The organism is Secundilactobacillus sp. MJ173 (assembly GCF_059704265.1).
Genome location: NZ_BAAKGN010000019.1, coordinates 117,135 through 134,500 on the forward strand (window position 1 = coordinate 117,135; position 17,366 = coordinate 134,500).

The window sequence follows — 17,366 nt, forward strand, 5'->3', positions numbered from 1 at the left end:
AAACAACGCGTATTTCGGTGCACTTGGCCGGAATGCGTGTTTGTTTGTGTAAAATGGTTGAAATCTGAATTATGGTATATTTAGACTAAATTAGAGTATCGAAAAAACCAGCCAGTCGCTTCTCCATTGAATCAGAGTCGCCACTGGCTGGTTATACCGTCATTTTATTTTTCTTGATCTGTCTTTTCAGCACTTACTTTTTTCTTTGGTAGTGAAATAACTGTGCCGTAGCCATGCACCACTAAAAACTTAGGCGCAACACTCATCCGCACAACTTCAGTGTTAAAAGAAACATCCACGATACCATCGCCCTGCTTCTTCTTTGCTTGTTCAAATAATTTTTGTTTTGCTTGATCAAATAGACCATCAAATTTGGAAAACTCATCCGGCTTTTCCGACGTGAGCATGGTGGAAACCGTCACTGCAATGACGCCTTTAATGATGTGGGCCTGATTAAAGCCACCCGTTGACATGAACATCTTACCGCCCCCTCAATGCTTCATTATACCGAAGATAGCAAGCATTGACATCATTTCATGGCGAAATCGGATTTAAATACTTGACTATATCCAGCTCATGTTATAATTTTTAACATAACCTAACCTAGTTGGAGGTCAATCATGCATTCAAATCATTCTTTGCTCAGCTGGATCCTAGCCAGTCAGTTTGCGGCTATTCTGGTGGTCTGCTCGAAACTAACGATTCCTCTTGGTCCCATTCCCTTAACTGGTCAAACCCTTGCAGTGGGCATTATTGCGTCACTGCTGACGATTCGAACCGGCCAAAAAGCCATCTTTTTATACCTGTTACTTGGTTTGATTGGCCTGCCAGTCTTTGCGGGTAGCTCAACGAGTCTGGCCGCACTATTCGGTCCTACTGCCGGCTATCTTTGGGGTTTCTTCGCTTACGTCAGTCTCACCGCATGGTGGTTACAAAACCGCCAGAAAAACACGACGACATTGCTTATCGCCAACTTATTTGGATCCTTTGTACAACTGATTTTGGGCAGTCTCTGGCTTACTATCAGCAATCAACTGAGTTTAACCAGCGCCTTTTTAACTGGCTTTCTCCCGTTTGCCATCCCAGCCCTCATCAAACTCATCATGGTGGTGGCTGTGGTTCAACTAATTCAACAGCGGGTCAGCTTACCTTTAGGAAACGATATCGATTAATATCATAAATACAATAATAATCACCTCGACTTTATAGACAAATTAGGTCCAACACGATAAAATGGCAACAACGAAGCAATTTAGTTGCACACGATTAATCCGTGCAGCAAACGGAAAGAAGGTTCATTCATGTCAAATACCACGCCGCGTCGATTAGACGATCAACTTTGTTTCGCCTTCTATAGCGCCAGCAAAAAATTCAATCATTTTTATCAGGATGCTTTAAAACCATTTCACTTAACTTACCCGCAATACATTACCCTATTAGCACTTTGGGAAACCTCTCCAATGACCGTTCGAGAACTGGGCAGTCACTTGAACCTTGATAGTGGGACGTTGACCCCCCTGCTCAAACGCTTAGAAAAACAGGGTTGGATCGCTCGCAAACGCAGTGAACAAGACGAACGTCAAGTCAACGTGTCTGTGACTGATTATGCGTTGGATAAACGTGACGAAGTTTATGCCCGAGTCAATGACTGCATTGACTTAATCTCATTTGATGGCGTTGATTATCAGCAATTATTAACTCAAATTCAACAGGTAATGGGCGAACTCGATGACATTAGTACTAAAGATTTAATTCATGAACCGTAACCTAATTAACGCGAAAAAGGCGTTATCCCAATCTAAACACTGGGGTAACGCCTTTTTTACGTTTAACTGATGAAATGACCACGCTCTAATGTACCATGGCCGCCATACCGATCATCGCAATCAAATTATTAAGCATGTGCAAGCCAATCGAAGTCCCTAAGTTGCCAGTTCGACGATACGTATACGCTAAGAAGCACCCCAACGTCATGTAAATCAGATAACTGACGATGGTCGTACTAGCATGAGCTAAAGAGAATAACACACCGCTCACCAGGACTGGCAGCCAGAAGCTCTCAGGTTTAAAGAACCCATTCATTAAATAACCTCGAAACAGTAATTCTTCAGCGATGGGAGACAGAAAAACTCCCGAAAACATCAATAAATAAAAGATCCAGTGATCGCTGGAAAGTAACACTTTAATGGTAGCGTTATTCGCTGTCTGAGACTGATGAAAGACGCTTTGATTCACTAGGTTCAGGACCATTTCAACAGCGATTGCGCCCACAAACGCAATCAGAATTAGTCGCAGGTTCGACAGCGTTGGCCAATGCCAAAACGATCGAGCAGTCAAGCGTTTCATACTGTAAATTAAACCAATGATGATTACAATAAAAGCACCAATATAGCCTAACGCCAAAACACTCCGTAATAAAATTTGCGATGGCGCGGCATTACGAATCCAAAGCAGCACCACCGGCACCGCTTCTATGGCAACGAAGAACGTTGCAAATAGTAACAGCCGCGTAAAAATCGAGGGCTTTGCCGGATCGTTTGAAAGTTTAAGTTGTTGCATGTAGCCACCCCTATTTGTATGTACGGTAAGTCAGCAAGTTTAACGTTGTTGGCTTTCCTCACGATTTTGTTTACTTTGCTTAGAACTTTTTCTCTGTGAAGCCTTTGGAAGGTAAATCAATACCAGATACAGCACCGTCACGATGACCATGGAGGCTAGCCAGGCTGCTGTCCAAGTAACGATCGTTAGGATGCCTGTTGGCGCCCAATTACGTGTCAGGTACACCGTCGTACCGATGATCAGCGCCGGAAATAACACGATTAAAAAATAAGCCAAACCCTTCACGCGATAACCTCTTTTTCTAAATTAATGAAAGTCTTTTGGCATATAACGTTCCAGGATAGCTGTCATGCCGTAAGTCTTAAAACTGCCAATTTCAACGTAATTAATATCCACATACGCTAACTTGACCTGCCAACGTGCCTTTAAATCCGAGGGGTCAACATCATTCAAACGCAGCTTGTTGTGTTTGACCGATGCAATAAATCCCGTAAAAGTTTTTTCGGTCCGACCCGGATGGATTCCTATACTGACAACTTGATCAGCCTTAAACGCCCACTTCAACGTTGCTCTTAAAATAGAGCGGTTGCTAAAATCCAGTTCGCTCAGCAAATCATCAACGTGCCAAACGTCCACGTAATGACGCTCACGTGCTAACGCCATCACTGCAACTAACGACTTAAGATAATCAGATTGCGTCACTAATTTTGAAACGGTATTGATTCGGATCACAACAGCACCATCCGTTGCCCCGTTCTGATTAACCCGCTTCAGCAGCAAAAACTTGTTATCTACTGCAATGACGTTTCCGGACAAAAAGTGATGTTCATCACCATAACGGAAAATGGCTACCAAGCGGCCCTTCTTTTGGGCAGCTGTCAACTGTTCTTGAATTGTTTCCATAACTTAGATCCTCCGTGTAAGACATCGATCAGGTCCATTTCCACCAGTTGCCATTCTATTCTGTGTTTTAAAGGTAGCAAGATTAGATTAATAGTTCAAGTATATTGTTACCAATTTGCATTTTTATTGCGATTCCAGCTCGATTTTCGATATGATGAACTTATCAATCAATATGAGGTGAGAGTATGTTAAAGGAATTCAAAGCGTTTATTGCTCGCGGCAACGTGGTGGACTTGGCCGTTGGGGTCATTATTGGTGCCGCGTTCACATCAATCGTGACCTCCCTAACGAAAAATCTGATCAATCCGCTGATTGGCTTATTCATCGGTAAAATCGATCTTTCCGGTCTGGTTTTCAGCGTTGGCAGTGCTCACTTTCGTTACGGCCAATTTATCAACTCGGTCATTAACTTCTTGATCATTGCGTTTGTGGTCTTTTTACTAGTAAAGTTCATTAATCGGTTGATGCCTAAAACCGGGGAAAAAGAAACCAAACCATCCGCTTCAGAAACGTACTTAAAAGAAATCCGTGACTTGTTAAAAGATAAGTCAATTTAAAGGGTTAGCTGTTCATCCGCTTCACGATTACAAGCGCTATTCCGTAACAGCTACGGGGTAACGCTTATTTTATATGGACATGTTTAATCTCAATCACGTTAAAGCAACAATTTCTATTTTAAACTCAACGCTGAAAGTTTTTGCCTTATAATGGGCATAAATTATCAACTCGTAGGGGGATAACTTAAATGGACGCAAACGATGCTTTTCAGATTCACCTGCAAAAACTGCCACCGCAAGATGAAAAAACTTTTGAAACCATTTATACACTGGGAAACGGCCACTTCGGTATTCGGGCTTCCAACCCGCTGCAGGGAAATAACAGCCACTTTAACGGTCAGCCGGGGATGTTTGTGAACGGTTTTTACGATTTGACCGAACTGTCGTATGGTGAAAATTATTCGGGTTACGCTCAAAATTCGCAAACGATTTGTCAGTTGCCCGACCCACGGTTCATTATTTTTGAAGTGGATGGCATCCGCTCTGATGAGACCCCCTATGACGTCAAATTAGTAGACAAAAACTTGGACATGCGGACTGGGGTCTTAATAGAAATTTTTGACGTTAAAAGCCCAACCAATAAGCAGTTCCGATTGACCCTCCAGTCCTTCGCCTCCCATGCTGACAAACACTTATTTGTCATTAAATACAGTGTGTCAGCACTTAATTTTACCGGTGCGCTAACCGTGATTAAACAGCATTCCTACATCGACCAACAGATCAAATCTCACACTGACGACATGCGAGCTTCTCAACCAGAAACCCTGCTGGATCGAACCTTTATTCACAGCAAACTGCCCATCATGCTCATCAGTACCCGGAAGAGCCAACTCGCATTGATCGTTGCTCAGCAAGCTTTAAACGATAATCCCATGCAGGTTAATATCATCGATGATTTGCCAAGTTTCAGCAAAACCTTCGATTTAACGTCAGGAATGTCACAAAGTTTTAGTTTTGTGTATGCCATCAGTTTCCCACACCCACTTTTAAAAACCACCTTATCCCAGTCTGCTTTCGCAGCGTCGGCAGAAAAGCGATTGGCAAATAAATCCTTTAAACAGCTATTGGATGAATCTGCGGCCAAAATCGATCAATTTTGGGAAAATAGCGACGTTGAACTTACGGGGGATGCTACGTTGGCAAAGGGCATCCGTTTTAACCTCTTTCACCTGTACCAAGCTGCGGGCAGTGATGGTCTAACCAGTATTCCGGCGAAGGGCCTAACGGGTCCAGGTTATGAAGGCCATTATTTCTGGGACGCCGAAATGTTTATGCTGCCCTACTTCACTTATACCGAACCCGCTATTGCCAGACAGCTATTACTGTATCGCTACCACACCTTGCCACAGGCACAGCACCGGGCGCGGGAAATGGCCGTGGACAATGGTGTGATGTTTCCCTGGCGAACGATCAACGGTGAAGAAGCTAGCAGCTACTATCCAGCTGGTACCGCCCAAGTTCATATTAACGCTGATATTGCTTACGCTGTGGACACCTACGTTCGGGTCACTGGTGACAACGCTTTTTTGACTGATTATGGTTACGAAATCATCGTCAGGACCGCTCGTTTCTGGTTAGCCTATGGGCACTGGGCCACCGATGAAGCACATCAAGGCAAGTTTGTGATTGATGACGTTACGGGGCCAGATGAATACACCGCTATGATCAGCAACAACTACTTTACCAACCGAATGGCCCAAAATAATTTAAGTATTGCAGTGAAATATTCCAACCAGCTTAAGCACAGTCACCCGGAGAAATTAGTCAGTTTAAACGTGACGGATCAAGAAATTGACCAGTTTAATCGGGCAGCCGATGGCATGTACTTACCATACGATACTGAATTAAAAATCAAAAAACAGGATGACTTGTCCACCAGCAAACCGGTTTGGCCCATCAAAGATACGCCACGGGATCAGTTTCCGCTCTTGCTCCACTATCATCCCATGACCATTTACCATTATCAGGTCAATAAACAGGCAGACACTGTGATGACAGATTTTTTGTTTCCAAAGGATCAAGATGCTACTCAACTTAAACGCGACTTTGACTATTATGAGGCCATCACCGTCCATGACTCCTCACTATCACGTGCCATTTTTGGTATTTTAGCTCACCGACTTCACCATGCTGATGACGCGTACCGTTACTTCATGCAAACTGTCATGATGGATCTAAGCAACTCACAGGGTAATACCGGTGATGGGATTCACGCAGCTAACATGGGCAGTACCTGGCTGAGCTTAATTTACGGTTTTGCGGGACTGGGATTAGAAAAAGAAAGCTTTAACCTATCCCCAGAACTGCCAGCAGCTTGGGATAGTTTGCGCTTTCGAATCTGGTTTCATGGCCGACAAATTGAAATCACCATTACCCAGTCCGCTGCCACTGTCAAATTACTATCAGGAGAGTCCTTACAATTTTACTTGAATCATAAAACCTTTCAACTAACAAAGAAGCGCTTAATCAATCAATTTTTAAAATAAGTTCACGTCATCAGTCCGCAATTCATCGCAGTTAATCCTCTTTTTACATTTATTTACTATTGGTAAATGATAATCGAAACGGTTATAAAAGCTTTAAAAATAAGGCATTCACTATTTTTCACGAGCGGGTTATTTGCGATATTTGTCACAACCCCTTATCATTAAGTTATGGGGCATTATTAAGAATCGCTCATAGAAAAGAGGATTGATGATGAGAACAATTGCGTTACGAGTCAAGCGGGACTCGATAGAATTACTTTATTCCGAAAATGATAATCAAGAACCTTTCAGGAAGTTTATCATCACTTACAATTCCGAACAGACCATTGGTGATAACCTGGAAAAGATCAAGGTCGCACTAGCCGGTTTAAAAATCGATGCCGCGATTCTCTTAAACTCTTTGGAGTATGAATTTTCCGATACGATTGTTGGTATTAATCACAACCGTATCGATATTGGTTTAGCCATCACCAACATGATGAACATCCCGGTGGTTTCCCAAAGTGATGTGGCCAAAAACGGGCTTGCTAAAGCCGTTAAACATAAACAGCACTACAATGAATGGCACCTGGACTACTTCGGTGAGTACGAGAAGAAGCGTAACTATGGTCAAGAAGCCATGCTGACTATTGGTAATGGCTTCTTCGGGCTGCGCGGAGCTTACGTAGAAGCGCATGCTGACGCCGATAACTATCCCGGCACGTATGTTGCTGGTGTCTATAACCAATTGACAACCAAAATTGGCGATCGAGACGTCATCAATGAGGACCTGGTCAACCTGCCAAACGGTCAATTTCTAACCTTTGGCGTGGATGGTCAGCCACCATTTACCATCAACAAAAAAGACATTCAGGATATTTACCGTAGTTTAGATCTCAAACGTGGCGTTCTCAGAACCGCGATGCACGTTCAATTATCCACGGGTCATGATTTATCGATTGTGACCACCAAAGTGGCAAACATGAAGAATTGGCACGACTATGCGATTCAGTACGCCATCACACCGTTAAACTTTAGCGGGACGTTACAGATTTATTCAGAAATCGATGGTACGGTCACTAACGGTAACGTGGACCGGTACCAAGACTTTGACCAGCACCATCTGCAGATTACCGGCATGAGTTCCCGTGATAACGAGATGTACATGACTGGTGAAACGAAAAACTCCCACATCCATTTCATTGTTGGGAGTAATTTGCGTTTGCTTAAAACTAAGAAACAGCCGCAAATTGAAGTTAATAATCAAGAAAATCGACTGCAACAGATTTTGTCTACTGATGTCACTGTGGGTAAAACCTACAGTTTCGAAAAAAACGTCACCATTTACACCGACCGTGAAACTGCTGCGGACGCGTTAAATGAAACGGCTAGTCAAGATATTGCAAGCGCTTCATATGGCCAAACTGCTAAACAAAGCGAAGACTACTGGAAACAGGCCTGGAACAACTTTGATATTAAAATTGATACGGACATCACCAGTCAAAAACTGACCCGAGTCAACCTGTTTCACAGTATGGTTTCTGCATCCGCCATCGGTTCAGGTAAGCTGGACGCTTCGGTTGGTGCCCGTGGCCTGCACGGTGAAGCTTATCGTGGTCACGTCTTCTGGGACGAGATGTTCGTCTTGCCGTTTTACACGTTGCACTATCCAGAATTGACCAAACAACTGCTCATGTACCGCTATCGGCGACTGAATGCGGCCCGCACCTATGCCAAACAGGAGAACTACGATGGTGCCATGTACCCATGGCAATCCGGCCAGACTGGTGATGAACAATCGCAATTTGTTCATTTGAACCCGATTACTCATCAGTGGGATCCGGATAACAGCCGCCTGCAACGACACGTTTCACTAGCCATTGCCTACAATGTGATCAATTACACACAGGTTTCAGGCGATCACGAATTCATGGATAAATACGGCCTGGAAATGTTGCTATCGATTGCTAAATTCTGGATCAGTGCAACGACTTACAATGCTAAGGATGATCGTTACAGTATCGCCCACGTCATGGGACCTGACGAATTCCACGAAAACTATCCTAACGCTGATGAGCCAGGACTGACCAATAATACTTATACCAACATCATGGTAGCATGGTTATTTAACTATCTGGTTGAACTACAGCCGGAAGTCCCTAAGAGCACTTTCAAGAGTGTTCAAAAGAAGAGTGAATTCGATGATTCACTCTTCGATAAAATGACTGATATTTCGCATAAGCTGAAGCTTGATATCAATAAGAATGGTATAATGGCACAGTTCGAAGGTTACTTCGATCTACCTACGCTTGATTTCGATGCTTACCGTCGCAAGTACGGTGACATTTCACGAATGGACCGCATTTTAAAGGCTGAAGACAAAACACCTGATGCTTATCAAGTCGCCAAACAAGCTGATACTTTGATGGCTTATTACGTCCTTAACATCAAGGAAGTTGACCAAATTCTGAATCAACTTGGCTACCATATGCCAAAGGAGTATCTGACTAAAAATATTCAGTACTACTTGAATCGGACAACTCATGGGTCGACGCTTTCACGGATCGTTTATTCAGTACTGACCGAAATGGACGACAACATGGATCAATCTTGGTCACTGTTTAGTCAAGCACTGTTCTCTGACTACTACGATATTCAAGGTGGAACCACCGCTGAAGGGATTCACCTCGGTGTTATGGGAGCCACTTTAATGATTGAAACTCGTAACTACGGTGGTGTAGATAGCTTGGGTCGTGAGATCAACTTGCACCCTAACCTACCGGCTGAGTGGCACTCAATTTCGTTTAAACAACTCATCCGTGGGCACTGGTATGATTTCGTCATTACTCAGTCGCAGATTCACGTCACCGCAGACGCAGATTCCACCGTTCAGTTCAAGGGTAAATCCGTTGAATTGAAAGCCAATCAAGAAAAGGTAATTGATTATTAATTTCACTTAAGGAGTGTTTTTCATGGCAACTTTTAAGCAAATCAAAGGTTTCGTTTTCGATTTAGACGGCGTCATTACCGACACGTCACTCTACCACACTAAGGCATGGCGTCAGTTAGCCGAAAAGTTAGGTGTCGCATGGAATAAAGATCTAGAGGAAGGACTTAAGGGGATTTCCCGAATGGACTCTCTCGAACTGATTTTGAAGACTGGTGGGAAGGAAAACGACTATTCACACGATGAAAAGGTTGCTTTAGCCACTGAAAAGAACACCAACTACGTCAACGAAATCAAAAAAATGACCCCAGCTAATATTTTGCCAGGTATCAAAGACTTTCTGGACGATTTACGCGACAAAGGTTATTTAATTTCGTTAGCTTCTGCTTCCAAGAACGGTCCAACCGTTTTGAAGCAATTGCAACTCACCGACTACTTCCCTAAAGTGGTTGATCCTGCTACTTTGTCTAAAGGTAAGCCAGATCCAGAAATTTACGTTAAAGGTGCTGAACTACTGGACCTAGCGCCTGAAGAATGTATCGGTGTTGAAGATGCTGAATCTGGTATTCAAGCCATCAATGCGGCTCACGAAACCTCAGTGGGCGTTGGTGACGAAAAAACACTGGCTGCCGCGGACGTCCGTTTTGATGACACCGCACAAATGACACTGGCTAACATTGAAAAAGCAATGGGTTAATATTTCCACAACTCAGATTCAGACCCTGTAACATAAAAGCCATTCCGACAAAAACGTCGGAATGGCTTTTATGTTATTGTGTCACACTCTAAACGTGCTGTAACAAGCGGAGACTTGCATCTAAACGTTTGTTTCCACACTCTAATCTCTAGGTTTCAACCCATCCAACAAAAACTCACAAACTTCATCCGTTGTCTTATCGATATCCAACGGTGTCTCACTCATAATGACGTTAGGAATTAAATAACCCACGATCACGCCGCTAGCCATCCGAATAATCCGCATGGAGTCCCAATCGACCAACTCGCCCTTTTCCTTATACTCGTGAAACAGGGTATCAACACCGCCCTGAAGCAGTTTGCTTAAGCGGTTGGTCAAAGTAGTCATGATGGAAGGATCTTTCACCATTTCCTGAATAAAGATCTTCATTTCCTGACGATTATCCATCGCATAAGTCATCCGGTCTTTAACCACGTATCTGATAAAAGATTCAAAGCTATCAAAGATACTTTCATGCAATGCATCGATGAATTCGCCCGCAACTCGCGGAAAAATATCGTGCATGAACGGATTCAAAATTGCTTGGAGCAACCCATCCTTCGTCTTAAAATGTTTAAACACAGTACCTTCAGAAACACCGGCTAAATGAGCAATATCCAAGGTACTGGTATTCTCATAGCCCTTTTGCGCAAACAGCGTCAAACTCGCTTGCAAAACCTTTTGCTGCTTCTCAGATAGGTCTGTCGTTTTGATATTATCTGCGAACAGCGTTTCCACATCAGTATGTTTCATGGCAATTTCTCCAATTTATTCTGTCATTTTTACCTGCCATTGACTGTGCTGCCAACTCGAGCTAATTGTGCTTCGGCAGGATGCTGATTTTCAGACACTTTGGTTTTTTCAGCTGCTAAATTCTTATTAGCGGTTGCTAACATTAACCGAATTCGGTTCAGCTGATTAACAACGGATGTCCCAGGATCGTAATCGATAGGTGCAATGTTGGCACCCTTGAACTGCCGTCTGAGTTCCTTAACCATTCCTTTACCCACAATATGGTTAGGCAGGCAGCCGAATGGTTGCATGCAGATAATGTTTGGCACACCGCTCTTCAGCAGTTCAATCATTTCACCCGTTAGGAACCAGCCTTCACCAGTCTGGTTACCCAACGACAAGATCTTGCTAGCATCGTCAGCAACTTCCTTGATAGCTTCGCTGGGTTCAAACCGTTTTGAAGCACTCAAAGCCTTTTGCATAGGTTGCTCACACCATTTGATGACTTGCATAGCAAACTCAGCAAACCACTTGGCCTTAGCTGACGCGCCTAAATGCTGATACCTGTAAATTTGGTTGTAAAGCGAATAATTCATGAACCCGACAATGTCAGGAACAACTGCTTCAGCACCCTCTTTTTCAAGTAAGTGTACCACATCGTTATTAGCAATTGGAGAATACTTTACCAAAATTTCACCAACTAAACCGACTTTAGGCTTACGAACTTCATTAAGCTTAACGGTGTCAAAGTCCTGTACGATTTCGTTAACGTTACGCTTGAATTCCTTGAAACTGCCCTTTTCAATGGATGGTTGAACGAGCTTCAACCAATCTTCATGCATCTTATCAATCTGACCAGGTTTGGTTTCATATGGTCGAGTCCTGTAAACCACCTTCTCGAATAAATCGCCATATAAGAAGGCAATGGCAACTCGACGAAGCAGTGGTAAGGTCATCTTGAATCCAGATGTCTCTTCAACACCTTGATTTCCTAGTGACAATGAGACAACGGGTACTTGACCAAAACCAGCATCCTTCAACGCTTTACGGATCAACGGAATGTAGTTAGTTGCCCGGCAGCCACCACCGGTTTGGGTCATCATCACGGCAGTGTTATTAACATCGTACTTGCCGCTTTGGAAAGCTTCTACCATTTGACCGATGGAAATGATTGCTGGGTAGCAGGCATCGTTATTGACGAACTTTTGACCCACATCAACCGATTTTCTGTCGTTCATTGGCAGGTTAACCACGTTGTAACCTGAAGCCTGTAATGCCACGTCAACCAACCCGTGTTGGTGAATGGGTGACATCATTGGTAACAGTAACGTGTAGCCCTTCTTATGCATTTCTGGCGTAAAGTCCACTGGCTTTTCGTTTTCATGAAGCTTCATTGGCAAGATCTTCCGGTTTTGACGTTCCTTAACAGCTGCTTTCAGTGAACGCAGTCTGATTCGGATAGCACCCATGTTAGTGCCTTCGTCAATCTTCAGTGAAGTATATAGCCGGTTGTACTGACTCATAATTTCTTCGACTTGGTCAGTATCAATGGCATCGATCCCGCAACCAAAGGAGTTTAATTGAACAAATTCCAATTGAGGCGTCTTGGCAGCAACTCTAGCGGCCGCATACAGCCGTGAATGATAAACCCACTGGTTAACCACCCGCAACCCTTTAACGTCACCAAGGTGCGCAATAGAATCTTCAGTCAGCACGTGGAATCCTTCGGCAGTCATGATTTGTGAAATACCATGGTTAACTTGTGGATCCAAGTGATATGGCCGACCAGCCAGCACGATACCGTGTTCACCAGTAGTCATCAGCATCCGCATAGTGTCTTCACCACGGTTACGGATTTGCTGTTTGAAGTCTTCTAGCGCTTTATAACCAGCGTCCAAGGCGTCCTTAATCTCAGATTTACTGATGCCAAATTTGCTCAAAGCATCAACCAAGTTGTTGGCCGTCCCTTTTTTATCGGCTAAATTCAGATAAGGAGAAATTAAATCAACTTGTCCAGAAGTGATTTCATCCACGTTGTTACGAATAACGTTCGGATAAGATTGCACGATTGGGCAGTTAAAGTGATTATCAGAATCTTTGTTTTCAGCCACTTCATAAACAACTGCTGGGTAGAAAATCGTCTTGTAGCCACGATCGATCAACGCTTGAATGTGCCCGTGAACTTGCTTGGCTGGGTAGCAAACCGTATCTGAAGGGATGGTTTCCATCCCTTTTTCGTACTGTTCAGCATTTCCTTTTGGTGATAATTGTGCCCGAATACCTAGCTTACGGAAGAATGTTTGCCATAGCGGGTAGTTTTCGTACATGTTCAGCACGCGGGGGATCCCAATAGTCCCACGGTAAGCGAGTTTTTTACGTAATGGCCGATAACTGAACAGTAATTTGTACTTTTCAGCAACTAAGTTTACTTTGCCGTTATCCTTTGGCACCCGCTGTTTCATCCCACGAGCTTCACCCCGTTCGCAACGGTTACCAGTAACGAATCGACGGCCATCATTAAAGACAGTGATGGTTAAGGCACAGTTGTTTTCACAGGCCCCACAATGCATGTATTCCTTCTTAAAGCTCAGATTGTCCATCTGGTCAACGGAAAGCAACGTGGTCTCGTCACCCGCCTTGTAACCCTCTTTAGCAATCAAAGCAGCCCCATATGCGCCCATCAATCCAGCAATATTGGGCCGAACAACTTCAGTACCCGCAATCTTTTCGAAGGCCCGGAGCACAGCTTCATTATAAAAGGTGCCGCCTTGGCAAACGATGTGGTGACCCATATCTTCCACCCGACGCATCTTGATTACTTTGAAAAGTGCGTTCTTGATGATTGAAACCGACAGTCCGGCCGCAATATCACCAATCGTAGCACCTTCTTTTTGTACCTGCTTGACCTTTGAGTTCATAAAGACGGTACAACGTGATCCTAAATCTGAAGGGTTCTTGGCCAGCAAAGCTGCTTGAGCAAAGTCCTGAATCTTATAGTGTAACGAGGTCGCAAAAGTTTCTAGGAAGGAACCGCAACCAGAAGAACAAGCTTCGTTTAATTTAATCGTGGACAACGCATCGTTCTTGATGGTCATGGCTTTCATATCCTGACCACCAATGTCTAAAATAAAATCAACATCGGGATCAAAATAGTGGGCAGCACGATAATGGGCAACAGTTTCCACTTCACCAATATCCACCATTAAGGCGTTTTTAATCAAGTGTTCGCCGTAACCAGTAACAGCCGTTTTGCCGATGGTAACGCCTGCTGGCATCTTGCTGTACATATCTCGCAAAATCGCCTTGGTTTTCTCCAGCGGATCACCGTCGTTGCTATCATAATAAGTATAAAGAATCTTGTTATCATCGCTCATCAAAGCGACTTTGGTAGTGGTCGAACCAGCATCAATACCCAGGAAGGCAACTCCCTGATAGCTTTCTAAGTCACGCGTTTCAACCTTGGCTTGCGCGTGACGTTTCCGGAATTCCTGCAATTCATCGTCATCCTTAAATAAGGGTTCCAACGAATGGCTTGGATGCATACCAGAATCATCACCGTTAAGTAATTGATCCAATAAATTATTCAACGTCGTTTCCGGCTGATCATAGGCATACAGCGCCGCGCCCTTCGCCACAAATAATTGTGGGTCTTCCGGAAAGACAACTTGTTCTGGTGTTAAGTTTAGCGTTTCAATAAACCGGTAACGTAATTGATCCATGAAGTATAATGGGCCACCCAAAAAAGCAACGTTACCGCGAATTTTATGGCCGGCAGCCAAACCAGAAATGGTTTGATTAACCACGGCTTGGAAAATTGAGGCCGCAATATCCGCCTTTTTAGCGCCATCGTTGATCAATGGCTGCACATCAGTTTTGGCAAACACACCACACCGACTGGCAATCGGATAGATGGTCTCCGCATCCTTAGCCATGACGTTTAAACCGTTAGCATCTGTTTTAAGCAACGTTGCCATTTGGTCAATAAAAGCACCGGTACCACCGGCACAGCTTCCGTTCATCCGTTGTTCCAATGAATCGCCAAAGAAAGTAATCTTGGCGTCTTCACCACCAAGTTCAATGGCCACGTCAGTTTGAGGAATCAAGGTTTCAACTGTTTTGGTGCAGGCAATCACTTCCTGAATAAACTTCAATTGCAGTAAATTAGCCAGCCCAATACCGCCTGAACCTGTAATCGTACAAGCAATTTTGATATCCGCCCCTAATTCGGAAATTGCTTCGCGAAAGATTTTTTCAGTGGCTGTTTTGACGTCAGAATAATGTCGTTCGTAACGTGAAAAAACGGTTTGGTTATTTTGATCCATGACCACGAGCTTGACCGTGGTTGAACCAACATCAATACCGCCAAAATATTTCGTCTCTGTCATTTCACTCACCTCTACTTGTCTGATAACGCAACGTTAGACTCAGACCAGCACGTTGCATTATCTACCGAATAACCTCACTTTACCAATAAAGTAAAGTGACTACTCACTTAGAGTAAACCAAGATTGACACCGGTTTCAATAGCATATTCATTTATTAATTTTAGACATAAATCAATAGGAATTTTTTGCCAGAATATGACAGGAATATTATTCTTAGACAGAGTGTGGAAACAAGCGTTTAGAGACTGGAGTCTAAGGGGGCTTAGGCGAAAATCCTGGTCTTTGGGGATTTTTGCCTAAGCCCCCTTAGATGCAAGTCTCTGCTTGTTGGAGCACGTTTAAGAAAGTGAGATTCAAGTATTCCAAACAAATAATCCCCGTTCTGATAGCGTTTATCAAAACGAGGATTACAATCAATATCGGAATATCCCTTATTTAATCAAATTAAAGTGTTTCAAACCGTTAACGATCCCGTCATCCATATTGGAAGTTGTGACGAAAGCCGCCTTCTCTTTAGCCAACTCATGCCCGTTTGCCATGGCAATTGGGGTATCAACCATATCAAACATCTGTAAATCATTCAGCTGATCGCCGAACGCGTAAGTATGAACGTTTTCTAAGTGAGCTGCTTCTAGCAGAATTTGAATTCCCGTTCGCTTTGAAACACCGGCATTCATAGTATCTAGAGCTCGTGGGTTATTGCGAACTAACGACAGTACCCCCTTAAAGCGTTCTTGATATTGTTCTTCCTTATCTTCATTAAAGACGTTCATAAAATTGATTTTTTCACGATGATAAAAATCAGGGTCCACTTTGGCATCCAAGCGCAACAGTTTAAAGTTTTCCTTCGTGGCCTCATTTGCCTGACTCAGTCGAAAGCCACGGTTATTAAAGTAACCCACTGGATCGCCTTGTTGGTTAGCATAATCGGTAAATTCGTCGAGAACCTCTTCTGGGATCACTTCTTGATGGAGTTTTTTACCTTGATACTGGACGTAACTGCCATTAGCACTGACGATGGTATCAAGGCCAGTCTCATCAAGCACATATTGCACTTCAAAGACGTTGCGACCAGTGGAAATAACGGAAAGAATATTATTCTTTGACATCTGCTTAATAGCATCAATGCTACTTGGCAGCACGTTCTTCTGGTCATCAAATAAAGTCCCATCCAAATCAAAAAATACGATTGCATCATACATCATTCAGTATCCTCCTTCATCCCGTTACATTCATTATACTACGAGTGATTTTGACACTGGGTTATGACGCCTCATCATCAAATTGTTCTTCGAAAAACCGTATGCCTAGGCGGTTAAAGCGGTTACTATTCAAAAAGTTAAAATGAATATGTAGTATCTATAGAATCTATGGTACACTATATGTTGCATATTTTATTAAAAGAGGGGCTATTATGGTGATTATTACAGCCGGAATGATTGGTGTTGGAAAAACAACTTTAACTGGAATGCTTGCGGAACACTTAGGAACCAAGGCATTCTTCGAACCAGTGGGCGAAAACCCAGTACTACCTTTATACTATTCAAATCCTAAGCAATACGGTTTCTTGCTCCAGATTTATTTCTTAAATAAGCGTTTCTCCATGATCAAGCAGGCCTTGGCCGATGATAACAACATCTTGGACCGTTCTATTTACGAAGACGCATTATTCACTAAGGAAAATAACGCCGAAGGTAACATTAGTGATACCGAATTGTCCGTTTACCTTAAGTTATTAGACAACATGATGAACGAACTGAACTCGTTACCAAAGAAAGCACCAGATTTGCTCGTCTATGCCAGCAGCGATTTCGAGACGATTCTCTATCGAATCAAGAAACGCGGTCGTGATTACGAACAAATCGATGGTCATCCTGAACGTGAAGCTTACTACTATAAGATGTGGTCAGCTTATCAAAAATGGTATGATGATTTTGATGTTAGTCCTAAGATCAAAATCGATTTACAAAAATATAATCTTGAAGACCCTCAGAACGTACAAACGGTCTTAAGCCAAGTCGACGAAGCGCTTAGCAAGATTAGAAATACGAATTCTATTTCAAACGCAATGTAAACTTCTGA

Annotated in this window: 14 protein-coding genes; 7 read left to right on the forward strand and 7 right to left on the reverse strand. The window is 43.3% G+C overall.

Annotated features, from left to right (window positions below):
• Positions 1–164: 164 nt before the first annotated feature.
• Positions 165–479, reverse strand: a complete 315-nt coding sequence (locus AC6H04_RS02890) for a hypothetical protein (protein ID WP_497570274.1) — start codon at positions 477–479, stop codon at positions 165–167.
• A 141-nt stretch (positions 480–620) separates the two neighbouring features.
• On the opposite strand from AC6H04_RS02890, the gene AC6H04_RS02895 reads away from it, so the two are divergent.
• Positions 621–1,172 carry a biotin transporter BioY gene (locus AC6H04_RS02895; protein ID WP_497570275.1) on the forward strand — a complete coding sequence of 184 codons (552 nt, stop codon included), beginning with the start codon at positions 621–623 and terminating at the stop codon, positions 1,170–1,172.
• 129 nt (positions 1,173–1,301) lie between these two features.
• The gene (locus AC6H04_RS02900) at positions 1,302–1,766 is read left to right on the forward strand and encodes a MarR family winged helix-turn-helix transcriptional regulator (RefSeq protein WP_497570276.1); all 465 of its coding nucleotides are present in this window, start codon (positions 1,302–1,304) and stop codon (positions 1,764–1,766) included.
• A gap of 85 nt (positions 1,767–1,851) precedes the next feature.
• On the opposite strand, the gene AC6H04_RS02905 is transcribed toward AC6H04_RS02900, so the two are convergent.
• The 3 genes from AC6H04_RS02905 to AC6H04_RS02915 are packed head-to-tail and all read right to left on the reverse strand — an operon-like array spanning position 1,852 to position 3,462.
• On the reverse strand, positions 1,852–2,559 hold the full coding sequence (locus AC6H04_RS02905) for a CPBP family intramembrane glutamic endopeptidase (protein WP_497570277.1): 708 nt from the start codon (positions 2,557–2,559) through the stop codon (positions 1,852–1,854).
• A 39-nt stretch (positions 2,560–2,598) separates the two neighbouring features.
• Complete coding sequence (locus AC6H04_RS02910) at positions 2,599–2,844, reverse strand: hypothetical protein (protein ID WP_497570278.1); 246 nt, start codon at positions 2,842–2,844, stop codon at positions 2,599–2,601.
• 21 nt (positions 2,845–2,865) lie between these two features.
• Positions 2,866–3,462: a hypothetical protein gene (locus AC6H04_RS02915; protein WP_497570279.1), complete on the reverse strand. Its 597-nt coding sequence runs from the start codon at positions 3,460–3,462 to the stop codon at positions 2,866–2,868.
• 185 nt (positions 3,463–3,647) lie between these two features.
• On the opposite strand from AC6H04_RS02915, the gene mscL reads away from it, so the two are divergent.
• The 4 genes from mscL to pgmB all read left to right on the forward strand — a co-directional run bounded on the left by mscL (position 3,648) and on the right by pgmB (position 10,128).
• Positions 3,648–4,019 (forward strand): large-conductance mechanosensitive channel protein MscL, encoded by a 372-nt coding sequence (gene mscL / locus AC6H04_RS02920; RefSeq protein WP_497570280.1) that lies wholly within the window; start codon positions 3,648–3,650, stop codon positions 4,017–4,019.
• A gap of 188 nt (positions 4,020–4,207) precedes the next feature.
• Positions 4,208–6,505, forward strand: a complete 2,298-nt coding sequence (locus AC6H04_RS02925; protein WP_497570281.1) for a glycoside hydrolase family 65 protein — start codon at positions 4,208–4,210, stop codon at positions 6,503–6,505.
• 211 nt (positions 6,506–6,716) lie between these two features.
• On the forward strand, positions 6,717–9,434 hold the full coding sequence (locus AC6H04_RS02930) for a glycoside hydrolase family 65 protein (protein ID WP_497570282.1): 2,718 nt from the start codon (positions 6,717–6,719) through the stop codon (positions 9,432–9,434).
• Positions 9,435–9,456: 22 nt separating this feature from the next.
• On the forward strand, positions 9,457–10,128 hold the full coding sequence (pgmB, locus tag AC6H04_RS02935) for a beta-phosphoglucomutase (protein ID WP_497570283.1): 672 nt from the start codon (positions 9,457–9,459) through the stop codon (positions 10,126–10,128).
• Between the two features lie 141 nt (positions 10,129–10,269).
• On the opposite strand, the gene AC6H04_RS02940 is transcribed toward pgmB, so the two are convergent.
• From AC6H04_RS02940 to AC6H04_RS02950, 3 genes are all read right to left on the reverse strand, one after another.
• Positions 10,270–10,920: a TetR/AcrR family transcriptional regulator gene (locus AC6H04_RS02940; RefSeq protein WP_497570284.1), complete on the reverse strand. Its 651-nt coding sequence runs from the start codon at positions 10,918–10,920 to the stop codon at positions 10,270–10,272.
• Between the two features lie 29 nt (positions 10,921–10,949).
• Positions 10,950–15,284, reverse strand: a complete 4,335-nt coding sequence (locus tag AC6H04_RS02945; RefSeq protein ID WP_497570285.1) for an acyl-CoA dehydratase activase-related protein — start codon at positions 15,282–15,284, stop codon at positions 10,950–10,952.
• A gap of 431 nt (positions 15,285–15,715) precedes the next feature.
• A complete protein-coding gene (locus AC6H04_RS02950) occupies positions 15,716–16,486 on the reverse strand; it encodes a Cof-type HAD-IIB family hydrolase (RefSeq protein ID WP_497570308.1) in 771 nt (256 codons plus the stop codon).
• A 212-nt stretch (positions 16,487–16,698) separates the two neighbouring features.
• Here AC6H04_RS02950 and AC6H04_RS02955 point away from each other — a divergent pair, with 212 nt between their 5' ends.
• On the forward strand, positions 16,699–17,358 hold the full coding sequence (locus AC6H04_RS02955; RefSeq protein ID WP_497570286.1) for a deoxynucleoside kinase: 660 nt from the start codon (positions 16,699–16,701) through the stop codon (positions 17,356–17,358).
• The last annotated feature ends 8 nt before the right edge of the window (positions 17,359–17,366 follow it).

Bases quoted from the DNA above. Each gene is read 5' to 3' on its own strand.
- AC6H04_RS02890 (WP_497570274.1), bottom strand. From the start codon at position 479: ATGTTCATGTCAACGGGTGGCTTTAATCAGGCCCACATCATTAAAGGC.
- AC6H04_RS02895 (WP_497570275.1), top strand. From the start codon at position 621: ATGCATTCAAATCATTCTTTGCTCAGCTGGATCCTAGCCAGTCAGTTT.
- AC6H04_RS02900 (WP_497570276.1), top strand. From the start codon at position 1,302: ATGTCAAATACCACGCCGCGTCGATTAGACGATCAACTTTGTTTCGCC.
- AC6H04_RS02905 (WP_497570277.1), bottom strand. From the start codon at position 2,559: ATGCAACAACTTAAACTTTCAAACGATCCGGCAAAGCCCTCGATTTTT.
- AC6H04_RS02915 (WP_497570279.1), bottom strand. From the start codon at position 3,462: ATGGAAACAATTCAAGAACAGTTGACAGCTGCCCAAAAGAAGGGCCGC.
- mscL (WP_497570280.1), top strand. From the start codon at position 3,648: ATGTTAAAGGAATTCAAAGCGTTTATTGCTCGCGGCAACGTGGTGGAC.
- AC6H04_RS02925 (WP_497570281.1), top strand. From the start codon at position 4,208: ATGGACGCAAACGATGCTTTTCAGATTCACCTGCAAAAACTGCCACCG.
- AC6H04_RS02930 (WP_497570282.1), top strand. From the start codon at position 6,717: ATGAGAACAATTGCGTTACGAGTCAAGCGGGACTCGATAGAATTACTT.
- pgmB (WP_497570283.1), top strand. From the start codon at position 9,457: ATGGCAACTTTTAAGCAAATCAAAGGTTTCGTTTTCGATTTAGACGGC.
- AC6H04_RS02940 (WP_497570284.1), bottom strand. From the start codon at position 10,920: ATGAAACATACTGATGTGGAAACGCTGTTCGCAGATAATATCAAAACG.
- AC6H04_RS02945 (WP_497570285.1), bottom strand. From the start codon at position 15,284: ATGACAGAGACGAAATATTTTGGCGGTATTGATGTTGGTTCAACCACG.
- AC6H04_RS02950 (WP_497570308.1), bottom strand. From the start codon at position 16,486: ATGTATGATGCAATCGTATTTTTTGATTTGGATGGGACTTTATTTGAT.
- AC6H04_RS02955 (WP_497570286.1), top strand. From the start codon at position 16,699: ATGGTGATTATTACAGCCGGAATGATTGGTGTTGGAAAAACAACTTTA.